Origin of the sequence: Asticcacaulis tiandongensis (assembly GCF_006475605.1) — a bacterium.
GTDB lineage: Bacteria > Pseudomonadota > Alphaproteobacteria > Caulobacterales > Caulobacteraceae > Asticcacaulis > Asticcacaulis tiandongensis.
In genome coordinates, this window is sequence record NZ_SSBC01000010.1 from 203,173 (window position 1) to 224,556 (window position 21,384).

Sequence of the window (21,384 nt, forward strand, 5' to 3'; positions counted from 1 at the left end):
GACAGCTTCAGTCCGGTCAGGCGTAAAGCGAACTTTAAAAAACAAGCCCATTTGCCCACCAGAGACACGGCGGCTTAGAGCGAAAAAAACACAGACATGACATCTCAAGGAGATACCACCGTGACCGCTTTCCGTTCCGCCCGCAAGGGGACTAAAACCGCGCTTCTGGCCTTGCTGGCCAGCGTTTCCTATGGCGCAATCCAGACGGCACCAGCCTTTGCCGATGAAGTGGCGGATGCTGCTGTCAGCACCGCCGACAGCGATATAACCGAAGTCTATATCACCGCCCGTCGTCGCTCTGAAAATGTGCAGACCGTGCCGATTGCCGTATCGGTGGTCGGTGGCGAGCAGCTTGACCGGCAGGGCATCAACAACATCGATCAGCTTCAGCGCACGCAACCCAGTGTGCAGCTTATTACGTCTAATGCCCGTAATACCGCCACGACGATCCGCGGGCTCGGTTCGACGATCGGTTTGACCAATGACGGTCTTGAGCAGGGGGTGGGCATCTATGTCGATGAAGTCTTTTATGCGCGTCCGGGTTCGGCGCTGATTGATCTGATCGACATTGATCGTGTCGAAGTCCTGCGCGGGCCACAAGGTACCTTGTTCGGCAAGAACACCACTGCCGGTGCCATCAGTATCTCGACCCGTGCGCCGAGCTTTACGCCGGAAGGTCGCGCGGAATTGTCAGTCGGTGACTATGGTTTTGTGCAGGCCAAGGGCGCTATTTCCGGCCCGCTGATCAATGGCAAGCTGGCGGGGCGTCTGTCGTTCGGGGCGACGCGCCGTGACGGCCTGTTCAAGAATGTGACGACCGGCACCAAGCAAAATGACCAGAACAGTCAGGTGTTGCGGGCGCAATTGCTGTTTACGCCGTCTGATGCGCTGAAGGTTCGCCTCAGCTATGACTTTGCCCTGTCTGATCCCGAAGCCAATACGCAGGCCTTTGTACGCTATGGCCCGACCTTGCGTGCGGCTAACCGTCAGTTCCCTTATCTGGCGGGTCTTTATAACTATCAGCCAGCCTCGAGCAATCCCTATGATCGTCTGGTGGATGTGAATGACATCATTCAGGCCAAGCAACGCATCAATGGATTGTCAGGCACGGTAAACTGGGATCTGGGCGGGGCGACCTTCACCTCGATCACCGCCTGGCGCAAGTGGGAATGGTGGCCGCAGAACGACCGCGATTACACATCTCTGTCTATTCGCACCCGTTCCTCCAATCCGTCAAAGCAGCAGCAGTACAGTCAGGAATTCCGTCTGGCGTCTAATGGCGAAAAGACGATTGACTGGGTAGTTGGGCTTTATGCCTTTACACAAAGGGTTGAAACCAATGGCACCGAAGCCTGGGGCTTCCACGCGACGCGCTGGTACAATGCGGACACGAGTTTGCCGGAAAACCTGCTGGACGGCTATACGCAGTCCATCCATGCCGTATCCAAAACCAAGTCCTATGCGGCCTTTGGTCAGTTGGTGTGGAATGTCTCCGAGCGCCTCAAAGTTACGGCGGGCCTGCGTTACACGCATGAGGAAAAAGAGCAGATTTACGATCAGGTGGCCTCGGGTGGTCTGGCGACGACCACGCCGTCACATATTGCGGCAAAAAACGCTATTTCCCGCACCTATTTCTATCAGGCGGAACTGTCTGACGGCAGCCCGTCGGGTCTTTTGAGTGCGTCCTACAGCTTCACGCCGACCGTATTGGGTTACGTCAGTGTATCGAAGGGCTATAAGTCCGGTGGTATCAATGCGGCCGGTATCCCGACCGACACCAGCGGTAATCCGGTCATCCAGAGCGCGGTGCTTGATCCCGAGGAGGTTACAAGCCTTGAGGCAGGTCTCAAGACCCAGTTCTGGGACAAGCGCGGCACGCTCAATTTCGCGGCCTATACCAGCCAGATCAAGGACTATCAGGCCAATGTCGTTGACTCCGGCACCGGCTCGCTGCGCGGCTATCTGGCCAATGTGGATAAGGTTGAGGTCAAGGGGATTGAAGTCGATGGGCGCCTGCGGGCCACGGACAACCTCAATCTCTATGGTGCCGTAAGCTATACGGATGCAGAATATGCCTCCTTTGCCAACGCGCCGGCTCCGCTTGAGTTGCAGTCGTCGGGAACCTCCATTGCCGATCTTTCGGGGACACCATTACCGGGTGTGTCCAAGTGGGCGGGGACTCTTGGCGGGGAATACAGCTTCGCTGCACCGTTTAATTCGCTTCAGGGGCAGGCCTATATCAGCGCCGACGCTACCTATCGTTCCAGCTGGAACTCGGACGCATCGGTATCGAAATATGCTGAAATCGAGGGATCTACGGTTCTCAACCTGCGCCTGGGTTACCGCGCCAGCGAAGGCACGGAAGTGTTCATCTATGTCAAGAACGTCCTCGATGAAGAATATCTGAAGTTCGTTAGCATCCAGCAAGGCAATTCGGGTGCTATCTTCGGTGATCCGGGTGACCCGCGCTTTGTTGGTATCACCCTGCGTAAGGCTTTCTGATCGATTTCATCTGATGAGTCAGGCCGGTGTAACGTTCAGGCGTTGCGCCGGCTTTTTAGTGTTTAAAAGAGGAAAAGTGCCGATGCATCGTCGGAATGTGCTTATGGGGTTGGTGGGTGTCGGGCTTTTGGGGGCATGTCAGCCAAAGCCTCAGTCTGGGTCTCAGGCGAACCGTGCGATTGAATTGCTCAATGTGTCCTATGATCCGACGCGTGAGTTCTATGAGGCCTATAATGCGGTGTTTGCCGGTAAATGGCGGGAGAACGCAGGGCAATCAGTCACAGTCAAGCAATCGCATGGTGGGTCGGGTAAACAGGCCCGCGCGGTGATTGACGGTCTGGCGGCAGATGTGGTGACGCTTTCGCTATCGCACGATATAGACACCATAGCGGCCCGAATCGGCTTGCTGCCCAAAGACTGGCAGGGCCGGTTGCCGTACAATTCCTGTCCCTACAGTTCGACCATTGTGTTTCTGGTGCGCAAGGGCAATCCGAAGCATATCCGCGATTGGGGTGATCTGGTGAAGGCCGGTGTCGGCATTGTCACGCCCAATCCGAAAACAGGCGGCGGGTCGCGCTGGAACTATCTGGCGGGGTGGGGCTGGGCGCTTGAGACCTACGGCACTGAGGCGGCGGCCGAAGATTATGTTCGTGGACTTTATCACAATGTGGCTGTGCTTGATTCCGGTGCGCGCGGCTCGACGACCAGCTTTGTCGAACGCGGCATAGGGGATGTGTTGCTGGCCTGGGAAAACGAGGCGTTTCTGGCGCTGGAGAAGCTGGGGGCCGATGCGTTCGAGGTGGTGGTGCCGTCGCTGTCGATCCTTGCGGAGCCGCCGGTGGCGGTGATTGACAAGGTGGCAGAGCAAAAAGGCACGCGTACAGTGGCCGAAGCCTATCTGGAGCAACTCTATAGTGCGGAAGGGCAGGTTCTGGCGGGGAAGCACTATTACCGGCCGTCTGATCCCGCGATTGCGTCTCGGTTTGCTGACCGCTTTGTGCAGACGCGGCTGATCAACATCCGCGATCTGGGCGGTTGGGCCGCGGTGCAGGCCCGCCATTTTGACAATGGCGGTATCTACGACCGGATTATGCAGAAATAACCGGATAGCCTTCGATCAGCCAGCCGCGGATACCGGGGGCCAGATGGGCTGAAACATCGCGGCCATAGGCGCGCGTCAACTCTATGGCTTTGATCGAGCGCACACCGCCCGCACACATAAAGACGATTTCCTTACCGTCAGGCGGCGGCAGGTCATCCGGATGAAATTGTGACAGAGGCAGGCTGAGGCTGCCTTCGACAGAGACCTGATTAAACTCAGCTGGTTCACGCACGTCAATCAGGTGGATAGTGCCTGCGCCCAGAGCGTCTGCAACCTCAGCGGGGCTAAGGTTCTTAATGGTCTGGGTCATGCGTGGGGGCCTTTGTCTGTGCGGAAAAGATAGCTTCGATTTAAGGCCATTATTTGAGCCGGTCAACCGGAAGGGGTGCATCGCTTCGGTGCGTCACTGCGGGCATAAATTCCATTGGCTTCAGAATCATGCCAAGGCTTCGACAGGGTCGATAAAAACAAATCATTAACCATGTTTTGTAAAGATGCCCTAAGTCGTGCGGCGGGCGTTAAGGTTTGTTTAAAGCTTTGGTCTAACCTGCTGCCTAAACCTGTTTTTGGGGCGTAGTCGAACGCAAGTCATGGCCAAGGAAAAAAAGCCGAAAAATGAGACTGAGCCGCCCGTTGAGGGTGAAGACGGTGAAGCTGCGCCCGCCAAGAAGAAACTGCCGATCCTGATTATTGCCATTGCGGCCGGGGTTCTGGTGCTGGGGGGCGGTGGTGCCGGTGCCTTTTTCCTGATGAAGCCGAAACCGGCTGTCGAGGGTGAGGCCAAGGCCGAAAAGAAAAAAGAGACAAAAAAAGCCGACAAGGGTGGGCATGGCAAGGGCGGTGGTGCGGTTGATCCGAAGACCCAGCCGGTCGTGACGCCGGGGCCTGACGGGGTGACCTATGTCAGCCTGCCGGACATTTTGTCCAATATGCAGACGCAATCAGGCAAGACCAGCTATCTTAAGCTCAAGCTGACGCTTGAATGCACAGACGAAGAGGCTGTGCATGCCATTGAGGCCAATATGCCGCGTGTCGATGATGTGCTTCAGGGCTTTCTGCGCGAACTGCGCCCCGAAGATCTGGCGGGTTCTCAGGGCAGTTTCCAGCTCAGGCTTGAAATCCTGCGCCGTATCAATCTGGTGCTCGCCCCGCACAAGGTTAAGGCCGTTCTGATCGAGGAAATGTTAATAACGTGACCGAGGAAGTCGATCAGGAAGCCATGATGGCCCAATGGGAGGCCGAGCTGGCCGCCGAGGCGGAAGCCGCAGCCGTTAATACCGGCGGTGGTGGCGGCGGCGCGCAGGACGGGGCCGATCTGGCGGCGGAATGGGAAGCCATGGTCGGCGGCGGGGAGGCGGATTCCCGCTTCAATATGCCTACCGGTGCCGAGCGTATTCTCAATCAGGACGAAATCGACAGCCTGCTGGGGTTTGATCTCAGCGAAGACGACTATAATGAGCGCTCAGGTATCCGGGCGATCATCAATTCGGCCATGGTGTCTTATGAACGCCTGCCGATGCTGGAAATTGTCTTTGACCGTCTGGTGCGGTTGATGACGACATCTTTACGTAATTTTACCTCAGATAACGTCGAGGTGTCGCTCGATAATATTTCGTCGATCCGGTTTGGCGATTATCTGAACTCGATTCCGCTGCCGGCGATTCTGGCGGTGTTTCGTGCCGAGGAACTGGATAATTACGGGCTTCTGACGGTTGATTCCAACCTGATCTATTCGATTGTTGACGTGTTATTGGGCGGGCGGCGCGGCACAGCGGCGCTCAGGATCGAAGGGCGTCCCTATACGACCATTGAACGCGTGCTGGTGCAGCGTATGGTCGAGGTGATCCTCAATGATGCCCGCATGGCCTTTGAGCCTTTGACGCCGGTGAATTTTAATCTCGATCGTCTTGAGACCAATCCGCGCTTTGCGGCCATTGCGCGGCCTGCCAATGCCGCCATTCTGGTCAAGCTCAGGATCGATATGGAAGATCGTGGCGGGCGCGTGGAGCTTTTGCTGCCCTATGCGACGCTTGAACCGATCCGTAAAATGCTACTCCAGCAGTTTATGGGCGAAAAGTTCGGGCGCGATAATATCTGGGAAAGCCACCTCGCTACCGAACTGTGGACGACCCAGATGGAAGTGCGTGCCGTTCTGGATGAGCATCAGTTGCCCTTATCGCAGGTGCTTGATCTCAAGGTCGGTGATACTATCGTTTTGAATGCACAGGCTGATTCGCCGGTACAGTTGCGGTGTGGCACCATTCCCCTGACCCACGGTCGCATGGGGCGCAAGGGTCATTCCATTGCTGTGCGGGTCGATACGCCGCTGACGACATCAACCCGCAGGCGGTTGATACAGATGAAGAAGAAATAACGCCATGTCCGCCGCCGGAATTATCATGGATCTGCTGCTGATGGGGCTGTTGCTGACCGCCCTGTGGTTCGGCGTGCGGCTCAATGGGCGGCTCAAGGCGCTTAAGGCGGGGCAGGAGGGCTTTGCCAGGGCGGTAGCGGAACTGGATACTGCGGCAATCAAGGCCTTTACCAGCCTTAAGGATTTGCGCACCGATGCCGATGAATCGCAGGAACTGCTGCATGGGCGTATATTGGCGGCGCGTGACCTCATTCAGAAACTAGAGGTTCAGATTGAGCGCGCCGAACGGGTGCAGACGGGGCTGCAAAGCCGGACAGAAGTGGCGCCGCAAACGGTAAAGCGTGACGTGCGTGACGCCAATGACCGCTTTCATAATCCGGTCGAAGCGGAAGCGGATGCCCGTCCGGACGTCAGTGAGGTCGGGCTGGCGGCGATCAGCGAGATGCTGCGGACGTTCGCGCGGCCGGAAAGCGCAAAGCCTGAAATATCAAACCCTGTTGCCGAGGCACCGCGCGCAGAACCCTTGCGTCCGGCGGTTAACCCCAGTCGCCGTCAACCCTATCCCGGCGAAGACGATCTGTTCGATACCGAAATTTCCCGCCCGCACAGACCCGTATCGGGCAATACGCCATCGCCTGAAACGCCAGCTGAGACGGTGCCGGAAACCTCAACACCCCCATCTGCGGCGTCACTGTTCCGCCGTTATCGCTAATCCACAGGCCATCGCCCCATGTCCAATCTTCCCCGCCTTTTACCGCTGATCGCCATTGCCGTAGGCGGGGTCATTGCCTTGCGCGCGGTCTCAAGCTTTGAGGTTGTGCCCGAAGCGCTGAAATCAGCCGTGGCGTTTGCGCAAGGTCGGACGGAAACACCGGACGGTGACGCCGAGGCCACCAGTGAGGCGGCCAAGGAAGTCGCCTTGAGTGCGTCTGCGTCTGAAGCGGCCCCAAGCGTCGATGAGGTTGCCAGTGAAGCGGCGGCAGCGGTATGTGCGACCTCGGTTGATGAACTGGCGCGTCAGGCGGGCATGTCGCCTTCGGAGTTAAGGATTCTGCAAAGTCTGGGCAAGCGGCGTACCGATCTCGATGCACGGCAGAAAGAACTCGATACGCGGGAAAATCTGGTCGCGGCTGCCGAGGCCAAGCTTGATGGCCGCATCAAGCAGATGAATGGCATGAAAGGGCAGCTTCAGGGCATGCTTGATCAGGCCACCAAGGTGGCGGATGCCGATACGCTCAGGATGATCAAGGTCTATGAGACCATGAAACCCAAGGATGCTGCCAAGGTATTTGAAAGCATGAAGGACGATGTGCGTTTGCCCATCGCGGCGCGGATGAAGGAGCGGTCTCTGGCGGCCATCCTGTCCTATATGACGCCAGCAGGCGCGCGGGATCTGACGGAAAAGCTGGCGACGCGTATGGATAAGGCAGGGGGGATACGCGCCGAGCTTGATAAGATGGGGACAGCGCCCCAAACGGGGGCCCCTGCCAATCGCCCCGCGAATTAATCCGCCAATGCGCCTGTCGGGTGAATTTTAATATCGGATTAACCAAAGTTTAAACGGCTTAACGCACAGTTCATCCCCAGATGACACGACATTCCGACCCCCAACGCTCGCGGCTTAAGGCTGCGCTTGATGGCGACACCCATAGCCGGTGGCGCGGTGAAGCCGTACCTGAGGGGAATGTCTGGCGTACACGCGGGCTAAAGGCCTCTATTGCCATGGTTGCCCTGACCGGTTTCGGGGCATCGGGACTGGCGGTTTCGGCGCCTTCCGTGCCCGCGTCAAACGGGTCTGTGGCGGCGGCAACCGCCCCGAAATCTGAAATTGATATACGCGTCGGTCGTAATGCCAGTGGTGGTCGGCTTGAGATATACGGGTCTTTGGGGGCGCGGGCCTCGGTACGCATGGACGGTAAGCGTGTGGTCATCCGCTTACCCGGAAACCGGACGCCGGATATCGGTTCCCTGCGCGCCAATCCGCCTGCAGGGGTTAGCAGTATAAACCTCAGGCGCGATGATCGGGCCACGGAAATCGTTTTGACACTGGATGATACCGCCAAGGCGCGATTCGGTCGTTCCGGCGTGGCGGTCTTCGTTCAGATTGATACGCCGAAGGCCGCACAACAGACTCAGGCCCGATTGACGCCGCCAGCCTCGGAAAAAACGGACGGTACGGCGAATCAGCCCTCTGTAAGCTCGGCGGCGGCAAATTCAGCGGCTTCCTCAGGTTCTCAAGCCCCCGTCGCTACCGCTCAGGTGCCGGTTGTGGCCCTGCGTGCGGCGATGATCGACGGTGGCATGCACATTGACTTTCCTTTTGCCGATCAGGCTGCCGCAGCGGTGTTCCGGCGCGGTGAGGCCGTGTGGATTGTGTTTGACCGCGAAGTTGACCTGCGTCTGCCCGCCAGTCTCAAGGACGGCAAGATCGTGCGTGATGCCAACTGGGCGCGTAATGATGGTTTTACAGCCCTCAGGCTTATGGCTCCGGCCAGTGGTCAGTTGAGTGTCAATGCCGAAGGTGGCCTGTGGTCGGTTCGTCTGGGCGGTAGCCCGCTGAAGAGCCAGACCGGTGAGGTCCGCATCGCACGTGATGACAGCAGCGGCGCACCGGCCATGACGGTCAATCTGGCGGGGGCACGTAAAGTGGCGTGGATTCGGGATCCGGCGGTCGGTGATCGTATGGCGGTGATTACGGCGCCCGGGCCGATCAAGCCGCTCCTGAGTGGACGTCTGACGCCTGAAGCCAGTTTGGGAGCCACGGCGCATGGGGTGGTTGTGGAGCGCATGACGCCTGACATTACGGTGACTGTCAGAAGTGATGTCATTGAAATAAGCCGTCCGGGTGGTCTGTCCCTGTCTGGTGACAATGAAGGCGGCACCAGTGTGCCGGTACGCGCCGCCTATGTGCCGGCGGCCTATCCGACCCTGATGAATATGGATAACTGGCAGGCCTTGCCGCCGGAAGGGTTTTTGACGCACTATAATCTGTTGCAGGCAGAAGCTGCAAACGAAGCCGCCGAAGGGGCGGAGGGGCCTTATACGTCACGGCTTGATCTGGCGCGATTTCTCATCGGGCAGGGGCTGAATTTCGAGGCTCAGGGGGTGCTTGAGCTTTTGGGGCGGACAAACCCGCGCAGCCTCAATGACCCGCATGTGCGGGGCTTGCTGGCTCAGGCGAAGATTTTGAGCGGGCGTCTGAATGAGGCACGGGCCGATCTGATGTCGCCGGTTCTGGCCAATGATCCGGCGGCTTTTTTGTGGCGTGGTTACCTTGCCGCCAAGGCGCGTGACTATGCAGCGGCGCGTAAGGCGTTTCAGAGTGGTGCAGGGGCGCTGGAGCGCTTTCCACCGGTGTGGCGGACGCGGTTTGCCGCAGCCAATGCCTATGCGGCGCTGATGACGGGCGATACCAAGGCGGCGGCGGAACTGATCAACTATGCCGTCACTCAGGAAGTGCCGCCGCTGGAACGGCTTGAGGCGCAGCTTGTGCTGGCGCAGGTCATAGAGGCGCAGGGCGACAAGGAACGCGCCATGCGGGTTTATAATGCCGTGGGCAAGGCGTCTTCGGCGCGTATCAGCACACCGGCAAAACTCAGGGCCACGCGGTTGAAGTATGAACTGGGCGAGATGAAGGCGGAAGACAGCCTGACGCAGATGAACGCCTTGCGGTTTCATTGGCGGGGTGACGATACGGAAATCGAAATCGTCCGTACCATGGGCGATATCTACCTGTCGCAGGGCCGGTATCGCGACGCCCTTGAGGTGTTGCGCAGTGGCGGCACGGCCTTTCTTAATCACCCAGAGGCGCTGGGGATTACGCAGCGTTTAAATGCCGCTTTCCGTAACCTGTTCCTTGAGGGGCGGGCCGATGGCCTGCAACCGGTTGAGGCGCTGGGGCTGTTTTATGATTTCCGTGAACTGACGCCGGTGGGCGCGGACGGCGATGAGATGGTGCGGCGTCTGGTGCGGCGTCTGGTGGATGTTGATTTGCTGGATCAGGCGGCGGATCTGCTGGAGTATCAGGTGGATAACCGTCTGGTGGGTGTGGCCAAAGCGTCGGTCGCTACGGATCTGGCCAGTATTTACCTAATGAACCGTCAGCCGGAAAAAGCCCTTCAGGCGCTGTGGAAGACGCGCAATAGTTTGCTGCCACGGGCGGTTCTGTCCGAGCGCCGCGTGCTCGAGGCGCGGGCGCTGACGGAGCTTAATCGCACCGAGCATGCGCTTGAGGTTCTGGGGGCAGACAAATCGCCTGAGGCCACGGAAGTGCGGGCGGATATCTATTGGCACGACAAGGCCTGGGAAAAGGCCGGTGATCTGCTTGAGAAACGTCTGGGGGAGCGCTGGAAACGGGAAGCGCCCCTAAGTCTCGCTGAAGAAGCCCTGCTGATTCGGGCGGGGGTGGCCTATAGCCTTGCCGAAGATCAGGCCGGTCTGACGCGCCTGTCGACGCGTTACGGACGCTATGCCGAAAAAGCCCAAAACCGCGATGCCATTCGGGTGGCTCTGGCGGGGATGGATAATGGCCCGCTTGATGTGAAAGACTTTTCGCTGGCCGCCAGCCAGAGCGACAGCTTTGCCGGTTGGGTCACCAGCATGAAGGTCAGGTTCCGTCAGAAGGATGACGCCGCTGCCAAGCAGGCGGCGGCCAAGGCACCGGAGCCGGCGGCGGGCTAGGTTCGCTAACTGTCTGACGGTTTCTGCGCATAAAAGGCCGGTTTGAGGTAGGCCGGAAATTCAAGGCGTTTCAGGGCCAGTGCACCGGCCTGAACGATGACCATAAGGCTGATGCCCAAGACACCCAGTGGCACGGGCATAACCGGTGGTGCGTCCAGCATATTCAGAATCAGGACAGACGCCATAAGCCCGTTTAAAGTCAGAAGGCTATAGCGCGCCCATGACTGACCTGTGGCCTGACTGAGGCTGACGGCGGTGACGAGCAGAGGTATAACCAGCAACAGGTCATAGTCCATCAGGCGCGGATTAAGTAATTGCGCCATGCCGAGGCCAATAGCCAGCCTGCCTGCGGGGCCTGCCTTGCCGAGTTCTGCGAGAGCCAGACCGGACAGGCTTAAGATGATCATGAACAGGACCAACCCGATTAGTGACGGCAGGCCTGTATGATTGAGGCCGGTGGCGTCGATCCAGCTGAAGAAGCTGATGCCGGGCTGCTGGCTTAGGACCACCTGATCAAGGGCGGTGTGCCAGTGGGTGTGAAGGTCGCCGGTTCCGGTGGATATAAGCGCATAGCCGGCAAGGCCGGTCAGGCTTCCTGTAACCAGTGTGCCTATACGCCAGCGCAGCGGCTTATCAAGGTAGACCAGTACAATCAGATAGGTAAGCAAGGTCGGCTTGATTAAGGCGGCCATAGTGACGGCAATAATAAAAGGTGAAACCCGTTTGGGCAGGCTGAGGGCGGCGGCCAGAATCAGACCGTGCAGCAGCAGGGCTATGTTGCCTGAGGCCAGAGAGCCGCCGGTCAGAAGCGCAAAGACCGGTAATTTCAGTCGCCAGTCCTGATCATTACTTTTCCAGACATAAAGCCCTATGCCCGTCAGAGCCGCCAGCCATAGCAGTACATATATTACGCGGAACCCCTCAAGGCCCATAAAGGCGACTACAGCCGAAAGGCTCTCGGCGATTACTGGCGCATAGACGAATACAGCCGGGTGCATCCCTTCGCAGGCCGGAGACAGGCTGTAGGGATTGCCGCCTTGCGATAAGGTCATGCCCGCGCAGGCAATGGCGTCGAAATCGACAAACCACGGCTTTTGTTTGATCAGACGTCCCAGCAGGCCGCTGATGAGGGGCAGGGTGCAAACTAAACCCCACCATAGGGGCGTGAAGCGAAAAAGGGCAGCATTGAGCGGCATGTTATGGATCGGAGGCTGATTATTATTCTCTCCAATCAGCTCCGGAATTAAGGAGATATTTCGTGCGAAATGTGTTGTGCGCTTGCGCAATAAGACAAATTGCAGCCGCAATAAGGCGTTTGCGTTCGCATTGCGGCGAAGGGGGCGCATTTGTGTTATCAATGCGGCGGATGTAGCCTATGGGAGGCAAATTACCGTGAAGGCGGTATGATAAAGCTTTGACGGCGTTGCAAAAATGCCAGTGTATAAGCCAGAAGCACATAGGCCAGTACGGCGACACTGTCGGGGGCATAGCCTGAAATATCCGCCATGCGCAGAACCAGACACAGGGCGGACAGAGCCAGATAGCTGAGGCTGATCAGGCGGAAGGGTTTGGTTCCGGCGGAAGCGCTTAAAGCGACGATCACCGCCATACCCAGTGGCATGAGCAGAAGATCATAGTCCATCAGGCGCGGATTAAGCAGCAGGGCAAAGGTCAGGCCAATGATAATGCGTTCGGTTCGGTCCGCGCCGGAGCGTTCGGCAATTATCAGGCCGCACAGGCTGGTCAATGCCAGATAGATCACCAGTCCGCCGAGGCTTGTGGGGGAATAGGTGTCAAAGCCCAGCGCATTCATCCAGCTGAACCAGCTCATGCCGCTTTGTTCCTGAGCGACGATCGAATCGCGCAAGGTGGACCATTCGGCGGCATAGGGGGCATTAAGAAACAGGGCGGCCACCAGAACTGCGCCTACCATAGTTGCGGCCGCAGTCTGGACAAGGCGCGCTCTGAAAGGCTGTTCGGTAAACATCAGGACGATCATATAGGTCAGCAGGAAGGGCTTAATGCAGGCGGCCAGCAGAACTATAATAACGAACGGAATAAGGGAACGATGCAGGTTCAGGGCTGCTATGAGGATCAGGCCGTGCAGCATCAGGCCGATATTGCCGCTGGCAATCGATGAGCCGGTCAGAACGCCAAAACCCAGAAGCCGCCACACCAGCGGTACGCGTGGCCATTTCCTGATCAGGATAAACCAGAAGGAGAACCCCAGTACTGCCAGTAGTGCCAGGGCATAAAGGGCTTTCAGGCCGGAAAAGCCGAGCATTTCAAGCAAGGGGGCAAAGGCCTGACCGATCTGCGGCGCATAGACGTAAGGGGCAGGGTTGAGGCCTTCGCATACAGGGGTAAGGCTATAGGGTGACAGGCCGCGCCGCAAATGGTCGGCACCGCAAATGAGCGCATCGAAATCGTTAAACCACCACTTGCCCTTAACCAGACGCCCGAGAAGACTTGACCATACGGGCATGGTGAAAAAGAAAGCCCACAAGCTTATCTGCCAGGGCTTGCGGGTGTAGCGCTCAAGCACGTTCGTCGTCATTGGGGGGCCTTGAGCAGGTTGGTTTTCAAGGGGAAAAGACACCCGAGAATGTCGCCATAACGCTGGGTGAAGGTCAGTCCGCCCAAGGCAAGTACATAGAGACTGAGGGCCAGTGTCGCGATGCGTGTCGTATAGTCCCCAAGATCAACCGCGCCGCCAATCAGCGCAAACACACAGATGGTGGTAAGGACGGTTTGTCCCCGATCGGCTATAAACCGGACAGACCGGTTTGCGCTTTCGAGCGTGTGCGTATTAAGGGCGATGATCACCAGACCCACCCCGATCAGAAAAAAGTCCTGTGACATCAGGCGCGGAATCAGCAACACCCCAAGGCTCAGGCCCAGCCAGATACGGCTTCGGGCATCAAGTTTTAGCCCTTCGGCAAGGCTTATGCCGCTTAAGGTCATCAGGCCCGCATACAAAGCCCAGCCCAACGCGGCGAAGGGGTTGTCGGCGCTGATGCCGATCAGGTCGAGCCAGCCATAGAAGCTGTCGCCGGGGGTAAGTTCGTAGACAAAATAGGAAAGAGTTGCCTCCCATTGTTGCGACAAAGCCGTGTCCTGAGCGGCAAACCAAAGCGTAGGTGCAACGCCGGCAATGGCTCCGGCAGAGAACCAACTGACCCGTTTCCAGACCGGTATGTCCAGAAGCAGCAGGACAATAAGATAGGTGAGGAAGACCGGCTTGATGATGCCACATAGCACAACCGCCCCCACAAACAGCCACGGGAACCTTTTTGCGCTCAGGGCGGTCAGGAGAATTAAGGCGTGACAGACCACGGCGACATTGCCCCATGAGATCGCACTTCCGGTCAGAAAGGCGGCAAAGGGTATCTTCTGCATCAGGCTTAGGCGGTTGAAGGTGGGAAGATATACGCCTCCTAAAAGAACACAAAGGCTCAGGCCATAGAGGACTATATGCAGGAACAGGAGGCCTTGCTGACCAACACGCTCAACAATTTCAGCGGTGGCTTCAGCGACGACCGGTAAATAGACATAGACCGCCGTCTTGTCGAAGCCTTTGCAATGCAGGCCCATGTCATAGAGACGCCCGTTTTCCATCACCTTTTGGGCGCCGCAGGCTATAGCCCTGTAATCTCCGAACCAGCTGTCTGAGCGATCCAGCTTACCTATCAGTCCACCGGTAAGTGGTAACAGGAACAAAAGAGCGATCAGCCACTGTTTTATATGTGACGGAAAAATGCGTTTGGCGACTGGAGACAATGTGTAGCTTTCGCAGAAAAGAAGCTATAAGGCTGGTCTTGGTTTTGCCCCAATAGACGATCATATGGGCCCGAAAAATGGCATATAGAAAAGAATTCAGGAGTTTTTCTTGTCAACGCGTTCTTCGCCCGATCTTAGTCTGATCATTTGCACCCTTAATGAGGGTGCCGCCATTGCCAGTGTTGTCAATGAAATTTGTGATACCCTAACAGGGATTGATTACGAAATCGTCGTCGTAGATGATGATTCTTCGGATAATACGCAGGCTGAAGTGCTGCGGGTGGCCGAGGAAAATCCACGTGTGCGCCTTCAGGTGCGGGTGGGGGAGCGCGGCCTGTCGTCTGCGGCCATAAAGGGCTGGGAAGTCGCGCATGGCCGGATACTGGGCATTATGGATGGCGACGGGCAGCACGACCCTCAGGCGATTCGACAACTGGCGGACATTATCCTTAAGGGTGACAAGGATCTGGTGTGTGTGTCGCGCTATCTGGGGAAATCCGATACAGGCTTAAGTTTCGGGCGTGATATTGCCTCGCGTCTGGCCACAAAGGCGACGCATCTGGTGCTGAAAGCGCCGCTTTCCGATCCGATGAGCGGCTGCTTTATGATGACGCGCGACTGGTATGAGACGGCGCGGCCCAATCTTACTGGGGTGGGGTTCAAAATTCTGGTCGATCTGGTGGCGTCGACCAAGGTCAAGCCGCGTTTTGCCGAAGTTAAGGCGGCTCTGCGTCAGCGTCAGGGCGGCGAATCAAAGCTCGACCTGCGCGTCATCCTCGATCTGGGGGCGCTGCTGGTTGAAAAAGGCACCGGCGGGCTGCTTCCGGCGCGCTTCGTGCTGTTTGCCGCCGTCGGTATGTCTGGTGTGGTTGTCAGCGCACTGATCCTGACTTTCTTCAAGCTGATCGGTTATTCAACCGTTACGGAATTTGGCCATGCCCAGATTGTGGCCATTGGTCTGGCCATGGTGTGGAATTTCTTCCTTAATAACAGTCTGACGTTCCGTGATCATCGCCTGAAAGGTATTGGTCCGATCCTTAAGGGGCTGATTATCTTCTGTCTGGTCTGTACGCCGGGGGCGATCCTGAACTGGTGGATCGGCATTTTGCTTAAGTCCGCGCAGGTCGAGTTCATTCTGGCGGGCGTTATTCCGGCCTTCCTGATCGGTATCCTGAACTATTGGGCGTCGCGCGTTCTGGCGTGGAACCAGAAAAAAGGGAGTTAGTGGTTGTGTGATCGGCCTAGGCAACCGTAAGTTAACATTTCTCCTCCATATTTATGCTTTATTTATGGAGGGGAAAAATGGAATTTACCCAAAAAAAATTTACGCTCTGTCGGAAAAAGTGAAACAACAGGCTCCCTTTATTAAAACGGAGGAGGCCACGAAAAATGCCCTAATCTTACCGTTTATAAGCAACGTACTTGGGTATGACGTGTTTGATCCTAATGAGGTCATTCCTGAACACATATGCGATATCGGCACAAAAAAAGGCGAAAAAATAGACTTCGCAATTGTGAATCGTGGCGACATACAAATTCTGATTGAGTGTAAGAAGGTTGGTGAAGAGCTGAATATTAATAATGCGTCTCAGCTTTTCAGATATTTCCACGTTGAAAAAGCTAGAATATCCATTCTTACGAATGGACGTATTTACAAATTTTTCACCGATCTGGACGCGCCTAATAAAATGGATGAACGTCCATTTTTGGAATTGGATTTATTGTCCGTAAACGACAATCATATTGTGGAATTAAAGAAGCTAACAAAAGAATATTTTGATATTGATTCAATTATTAGCTCTGCTGGCGAATTGAAATATATTGGCCAGATTAAAAAGGAAATTTCTAACCAAATTCTTCATCCTGAAGAAGGATTGGTAAGATTTTTTGCTACAAAAGTTTATGACGGCACGCTTACGAAAAAAGTAAGAGACCAGTTTTCTGTTTTGGTCAAAAAATCACTCTCCCAATACATTAATGATCAAGTTAGTGATCGTTTAAAAGCTGCTCTGAAGAGCTCAAATGCAACGACGGTCGCAGACGAAGTTGATGTTGAGATAAAGAGTGACGAAGAGAGTGGCGAAGATATTGTGACCACACAAGATGAGGTTGATGGATTTCATATTGTTAAAGCAATAGTCAGAAAAGAAATTGATATTGGCAGGGTGAGTAGCCGTGACACCAGATCGTATTTTGGTGTGCTAATTGACGATAACAATAGAAAGCCTTTATGCCGCCGGCACTTTAATAGGGCTAAAAAATACATCGGACTGTTTGATCAGGATAAAAAAGAAACCCGTTATGAGATCGAGTCATTGGACGATATCTATAGGTTTGCTGACGAACTGTTAGTAACGGCGAAGGGCTATGTGTGAGTAAAAAAATCCCCGCGTCGTGGGGTGACGCGGGGGAGTTGGATCCAAGTCTGTATGCTTCAATAGTGGCGGTGGGAATTTTTACCTTACCTTAAAAGGAAGTAAGAAACCCCATCCGTCAGCGAAACATTTGTTTCGCTGCCACCTTCCCCATCAAAGATGGGGAAGTATGAAGTCATAATCTAGTAACGACGACCGTAGCGGTCGTAGCGGTCATGACGGTCGTGGCGACGATTGTCATAACGGCGGTTGTCGCGGCGGTCATAGTGGCGGTCATTGCTGTAGTAGCGGGTATTGGCGCAGGTCGTATTGTCCTTACCGACCTTAGAGCCGACAACTGCCCCCAGAACCGCGCCTAAGACCATACCTTCGGTCTTGGCATTGTCAGCGGCGACGCCGTTACCCAGGGCCGCACCGGCCAGACCGCCGATGATCGCACCGTTGGTCTTGTTGGTGCTCTTACGATCACCGCAGGTTTCGTAGCGGTTATCGTAATGACGGTAGTCACGGGCAGAGGCCGTACCGGCCAGGCCTGCGCTGAGGATCATGCCAGACGCCAATGCCGACATGATAATCTTTTGGGTTTTGCTGGTCTTGAACATGATCTAATTCCTTCATTTCTGGCCTTAAAGACTTTTGTCTGGGGGACTTTCGTCTGTGGGGCCGTTGATGAGACCCTTTATAAGGGGGCGAACCTGAACGGCACTTGAGAGGTTCGTTCATCTTCGTTCATCGGGCATTTTTTTAGAAAAGCGGATGAAACGGGAATTAGGGCTTGGTTCCGGCGCGGCTTTGACCTTATGACAGCGCTGGTTTTTAAAGGCACAGGTTATGGGTGAACAGGTCAGTACAATCACGCGCGTAGGCTTTCAGGGCGATGGTATTACGCCTGAGGGCCTGTTTGTGCCCTTAACCTTACCGGATGAACAGGTGCGTATTGCCGTGGGTAAGGACAATCAGGCTCGCCTGCTTGAGGTATTAAGCCTTAGCCCTGAGCGAACAGAGCCACCCTGTAAGCATTTCAGTGTCTGCGGTGGCTGTGCCTTGCAGCATTGGGAGATGACCCCTTACAGCGCGTGGAAGCGCGACATGGTTATATCTGTCCTTGAAAAGGCTGGCCTTGAGACCGAATTTGGGCCAATCCTGACGACACCGCCTGAGACGCGTCGCCGTGTTGGGCTTCATGCCAAAAAGATAAAGGGGCGCACCGAACTGGGCTTCAAGATGCGCAGATCCTGGGAACAGGTCCGCATTGAGGAATGTCCGGTGGCCGATCCGGCGCTGATCAGGGCCATACCCTATCTGTCTGAGATTGCGTCGGTGCTGTTTGAGCATCCGAAATCGGCACCGATCCTTCAGGTGACCCTGTCGCAGACGGGGCTGGATATCGACATCAGGGGGGTTGAGCGCAACAAAAGCGGCGGCTTAAGTGCTGATGCTCGTATGCAGATTGCTATGATCGCGGGCGAACATGATATTGCGCGCATTACCCTGTCTGAGGAAATCCTCTATCAGAGCCGCTTGCCGAGCGTGCGTTTTGGTCGGGCACTGGTCGACTTGCCGCCGGCGTCGTTTTTACAGGCTTCCGCCAAATCCGAAGCGGATATGGTCGGACTGGTGAAAGAGGCGATTGCCGGCTGTAAAAACGTCGCTGATCTGTTTTGCGGGGCGGGTGCCTTTACCTTTCCGATGGCTGAAATTGCCAGTGTCTATGCCGTTGACGGTGCGGGTGGGGCTGTGAGTGCGCTTAAGGCGGCGATTGGCCGTGCGCCTGGTCTTAAGCCCATTCGGGCGGAGACGCGTGACCTGTTCCGGCGTCCGCTGGTGAGGGAAGAACTGTCGGTGTTTGATGCGGTGGTGTTCGATCCGCCGCGTGCCGGTGCCGAGGCGCAGGCCCGTGAACTGGCGCAGTCAAAGGTCAGTAAGGTTATAGGCGTCAGTTGTAATCCGCAAACCTTTGCCCGCGACGCTCAGATTTTGACGCAATCGGGCTTTAAACTCGATAAGGTGACGCCTATAGATCAGTTCTTATGGTCAACCCATGTGGAACTGGTGGCCGTCTTCTCACGATAATTAAAGGCACAGGTTTTGATCTCGGTTATCATCCCGACCCTCAATGACGAAGCGACGCTGGTGCGCACCCTTTCAGGTCTGGTGCCTGCGGTGGTGGACGGGCTGATCAAGGAAGTGATCATTGCCGATGGGGGTTCCGAAGACGCCACGCTTGAGATCGCCGATTCGACCGGTTGCCGCATTGTCAGAACCGACGCCAATCGTGGACTGCAACTGTGGCAGGGCTGTCGTGAGGCAAGGGGGGACTGGCTTCTGATCCTTCATCCCGATTCCCTGCTGACGGAGGGCTGGATGAGCCATGTGGAGGAGCATATCAAACGTCATCCGCTGCGTGCCGGATATTTCCGTCTGAGCTTTGATGATCCGTCATGGTTTGCCCGATTGTGGGGTGAGGTTGTAGCCTTTAATTCGCGCTGGCTGGCCTTGCCGACCGGTGATCACGGGCTTTTGTTGTCGCGGCCGCTGTATGATGCGGTGGGCGGCTATAAGGAGCGGGTGGTCTATGAGGATCTGGGGATGGATCTGGCGCTCGGTCGGGCGCGTTTGCGGGCCATACCGGCAGCGCTTGTCACCAATGGGGAGCGTTTCCGCAGGGGCGGCTGGTATCTGTCGCTGGTGACCAGATTTAGCCGTCTGGTGCTTTATGGTCTGGGCTTTCCGCCCAAGCCGCCAACGAAGAAACCCAACTGATCAGAGGTCTTTGAGGATATCGATGCGGCGTGCGCCGGTGGCGGCGTGCTCAAGGGTGGGGCTTTCCTTGCCCATAAGCTGGCGGTAGATCCAGTAGCTGGCGATGACCTCTTCGGTATATTGGCGGGTCTGGGCGACAGGGATCGATTCAAGGAACAGTAGCGGATCGGCATCTTCCCCCAGTGACCGCTTGGCCTCAAGGACCCACTTCTCACCGGCATTATAGGCCGCAATGGCACGGAACAGATCGCCATCGACAATATTGGTGCCCAGCAGCCGTAAAATATAGTCCTGACCAATGGTAATATTATAGTTGGCATCAAGCAGCCGGTCAGGATTGCGCATCAGGCTGTTGTCTTTGGTGACAATGGCCGCTGTGGCCGGTGCCAGTTGCAGCAGGCCGTAGGCGCCAGCGTAACTCTTGGCCTTGGGATTGAATTTGCTCTCTTTTTTAGCCAGAGAGAAGATCAATGCCTTATTGATCTTATAGCCGCCGGAGGGTTCAAATTCCGGCATGGTATAGAGTGAGGGATCAAACAAACGGTCCGTAGGCTTGATCTTGCTGATCGACAGATCATGGAGACTGGCATAGGCCAGCCAGCGGTTGCGCGCCTCTTCGTCCGGTGAACTCTGGATCGCGGCCTGAAGTTCGGTGCGGGCATCGGTGCGGCGGTTCAGCTGAATGAGGTGATTGACGCGTAGTGCCTGCGGGTCATCCCTTGTCCAGTTCAGATCAGCCTTGAGGCTGGCGCTATACTGGCCGCGCGTGTCCGCGCTGTGGACGGGATGAAGCCCGCGCTGGGCACGTACGACCGCCGGTTCAACCCCGAGACTTTGCTCGGCCACCAGACCATAGAAGGTAAAGGGGAATGAGGCGGCGATTTTGAAATAGAAATCAGCCTCTTCGGCTTTTTTCTGTTTCAGGGCGCTGCGACCGGCCCAATAGGCCCCGCCAGACTGACTCCAGGCGTTCTGGCTTGGGTCATTGACGATAAATTCAAAGTGTTTTTGTGCCTCGGCATAGCGTTTCAAGCGCCAGGCGGCGAGACCGGCCACCCAGCGGTCGCCTACCTGAATGCCTAAGCGGATAGCCTCTTCGAGCTGATTATTATTATAGGCGGAACGGGCGGATTTCGGCGTCAGGTTCGAATCGGGGCCAGCGGTGGCCGCCTTGATTTCGGTGCGCGGCCCAAGGCTCTGGCTGGTGATGGTCAGTTTACGCGCAGTGCCTGAATTGGCCGCGAGAATCGGGAAGGGCGGGTCTTCGGCTCCTTGGGGTTTCTTACGTTTTGCCAGATTCCAGACGCGCATGGCCTGAGGGTGATCGGGATAGAGATCAAGCCATTGCATCAGTTCTTCGTAGGTCGAACTGTAGTTGGCGTGAAACAGCTTGTTGAAGCTGATATAGCCCATGAGAGATGTATCACTGACATTGGCCACTGCCGCTTCGCCAGCGGTGAAATCGCCCTTGTCAATCAGGGTAAAGGCCGTGCGGTAGGCTTCGGTATCACTGAGGCTCATGCCCCGGAGGGGGGAGTTCAGGGGGCGTGACTGGCGCAGGCTGGTATAGGGTTTGGGGCCGGACTCAGATGTCGGGGCGGAGGCCAGTAGCTTATCGGGGGTTTTAACCGCCGTTTTGGATTGCAGGAAGGCGTTAATGTTGGCGTCATCTGAGGCGGTGGTAACGGTGTCTGAGGCAAGGGCCGGAACACTGAGCAGAGCCCAGACAGATACAGCGCAAAAAAGCGGACGCAAACCTGCAGTCATCATGCATTGCTTCCTTCGCAGAGTTTCGACAAAACTGCCGA

Annotated in this window: 17 protein-coding genes; 11 read left to right on the forward strand and 6 right to left on the reverse strand. The window is 56.3% G+C overall.

Annotated features, from left to right (window positions below; genetic code table 11):
- The first annotated feature begins 120 nt into the window (after nt 1-120).
- Nucleotides 121-2,502, forward strand: a complete 2,382-nt coding sequence (locus E5201_RS04985; RefSeq protein WP_246050401.1) for a TonB-dependent receptor — start codon at nt 121-123, stop codon at nt 2,500-2,502.
- Nucleotides 2,503-2,584: 82 nt separating this feature from the next.
- Nucleotides 2,585-3,604 carry a sulfate ABC transporter substrate-binding protein gene (locus E5201_RS04990; protein WP_140984904.1) on the forward strand — a complete coding sequence of 340 codons (1,020 nt, stop codon included), beginning with the start codon at nt 2,585-2,587 and terminating at the stop codon, nt 3,602-3,604.
- Here E5201_RS04990 and E5201_RS04995 read toward each other — a convergent pair.
- Nucleotides 3,591-3,914, reverse strand: coding sequence for a rhodanese-like domain-containing protein (locus tag E5201_RS04995; RefSeq protein ID WP_140984905.1), 324 nt, complete (start codon nt 3,912-3,914; stop codon nt 3,591-3,593). The genes E5201_RS04990 and E5201_RS04995 overlap by 14 nt on opposite strands.
- A gap of 280 nt (nt 3,915-4,194) precedes the next feature.
- Here E5201_RS04995 and E5201_RS05000 point away from each other — a divergent pair, with 280 nt between their 5' ends.
- The 5 genes from E5201_RS05000 to E5201_RS05020 all read left to right on the forward strand — a co-directional run bounded on the left by E5201_RS05000 (nt 4,195) and on the right by E5201_RS05020 (nt 10,658).
- Complete coding sequence (locus tag E5201_RS05000; RefSeq protein ID WP_140984906.1) at nt 4,195-4,800, forward strand: flagellar basal body-associated FliL family protein; 606 nt, start codon at nt 4,195-4,197, stop codon at nt 4,798-4,800.
- A 23-nt stretch (nt 4,801-4,823) separates the two neighbouring features.
- Nucleotides 4,824-5,978 carry a flagellar motor switch protein FliM gene (gene fliM / locus E5201_RS05005; protein WP_425456573.1) on the forward strand — a complete coding sequence of 385 codons (1,155 nt, stop codon included), beginning with the start codon at nt 4,824-4,826 and terminating at the stop codon, nt 5,976-5,978.
- 4 nt (nt 5,979-5,982) lie between these two features.
- Nucleotides 5,983-6,690 (forward strand): DUF6468 domain-containing protein, encoded by a 708-nt coding sequence (locus tag E5201_RS05010; RefSeq protein ID WP_140984908.1) that lies wholly within the window; start codon nt 5,983-5,985, stop codon nt 6,688-6,690.
- Between the two features lie 18 nt (nt 6,691-6,708).
- Nucleotides 6,709-7,485, forward strand: a complete 777-nt coding sequence (locus E5201_RS05015) for a MotE family protein (RefSeq protein WP_140984909.1) — start codon at nt 6,709-6,711, stop codon at nt 7,483-7,485.
- A gap of 80 nt (nt 7,486-7,565) precedes the next feature.
- Nucleotides 7,566-10,658: a tetratricopeptide repeat protein gene (locus E5201_RS05020; RefSeq protein WP_181404545.1), complete on the forward strand. Its 3,093-nt coding sequence runs from the start codon at nt 7,566-7,568 to the stop codon at nt 10,656-10,658.
- A 5-nt stretch (nt 10,659-10,663) separates the two neighbouring features.
- Here E5201_RS05020 and E5201_RS05025 read toward each other — a convergent pair whose 3' ends face one another.
- The 3 genes from E5201_RS05025 to E5201_RS05035 form a co-directional block, all read right to left on the reverse strand.
- Complete coding sequence (locus tag E5201_RS05025) at nt 10,664-11,854, reverse strand: hypothetical protein (RefSeq protein ID WP_140984910.1); 1,191 nt, start codon at nt 11,852-11,854, stop codon at nt 10,664-10,666.
- A 191-nt stretch (nt 11,855-12,045) separates the two neighbouring features.
- Complete coding sequence (locus tag E5201_RS05030) at nt 12,046-13,215, reverse strand: hypothetical protein (RefSeq protein WP_140984911.1); 1,170 nt, start codon at nt 13,213-13,215, stop codon at nt 12,046-12,048.
- The gene (locus E5201_RS05035; RefSeq protein WP_140984912.1) at nt 13,212-14,378 is read right to left on the reverse strand and encodes a hypothetical protein; all 1,167 of its coding nucleotides are present in this window, start codon (nt 14,376-14,378) and stop codon (nt 13,212-13,214) included. The genes E5201_RS05030 and E5201_RS05035 overlap by 4 nt, the downstream gene beginning before the upstream one ends.
- Before the next feature lie 169 nt (nt 14,379-14,547).
- Between E5201_RS05035 and E5201_RS05040 the strand changes: the two genes are divergently transcribed.
- Nucleotides 14,548-15,663 (forward strand): glycosyltransferase, encoded by a 1,116-nt coding sequence (locus E5201_RS05040; RefSeq protein WP_246050402.1) that lies wholly within the window; start codon nt 14,548-14,550, stop codon nt 15,661-15,663.
- 7 nt (nt 15,664-15,670) lie between these two features.
- Entirely contained in the window at nt 15,671-16,813 is a 1,143-nt protein-coding gene (locus E5201_RS05045; RefSeq protein WP_246050403.1) for a type I restriction endonuclease, read from the forward strand.
- Between the two features lie 182 nt (nt 16,814-16,995).
- On the opposite strand, the gene E5201_RS05050 is transcribed toward E5201_RS05045, so the two are convergent.
- A complete protein-coding gene (locus tag E5201_RS05050; RefSeq protein ID WP_140984914.1) occupies nt 16,996-17,415 on the reverse strand; it encodes a glycine zipper 2TM domain-containing protein in 420 nt (139 codons plus the stop codon).
- 229 nt (nt 17,416-17,644) lie between these two features.
- Here E5201_RS05050 and E5201_RS05055 point away from each other — a divergent pair, with 229 nt between their 5' ends.
- A complete protein-coding gene (locus E5201_RS05055; protein ID WP_140984915.1) occupies nt 17,645-18,886 on the forward strand; it encodes a class I SAM-dependent RNA methyltransferase in 1,242 nt (413 codons plus the stop codon).
- Nucleotides 18,887-18,901: 15 nt separating this feature from the next.
- Entirely contained in the window at nt 18,902-19,576 is a 675-nt protein-coding gene (locus E5201_RS05060; protein WP_140984916.1) for a glycosyltransferase, read from the forward strand.
- Here the strand turns inward: E5201_RS05060 and E5201_RS05065 are convergent, their stop codons facing one another.
- Complete coding sequence (locus E5201_RS05065; RefSeq protein ID WP_140984917.1) at nt 19,577-21,346, reverse strand: lytic transglycosylase domain-containing protein; 1,770 nt, start codon at nt 21,344-21,346, stop codon at nt 19,577-19,579.
- Nucleotides 21,347-21,384: the final 38 nt, after the last annotated feature.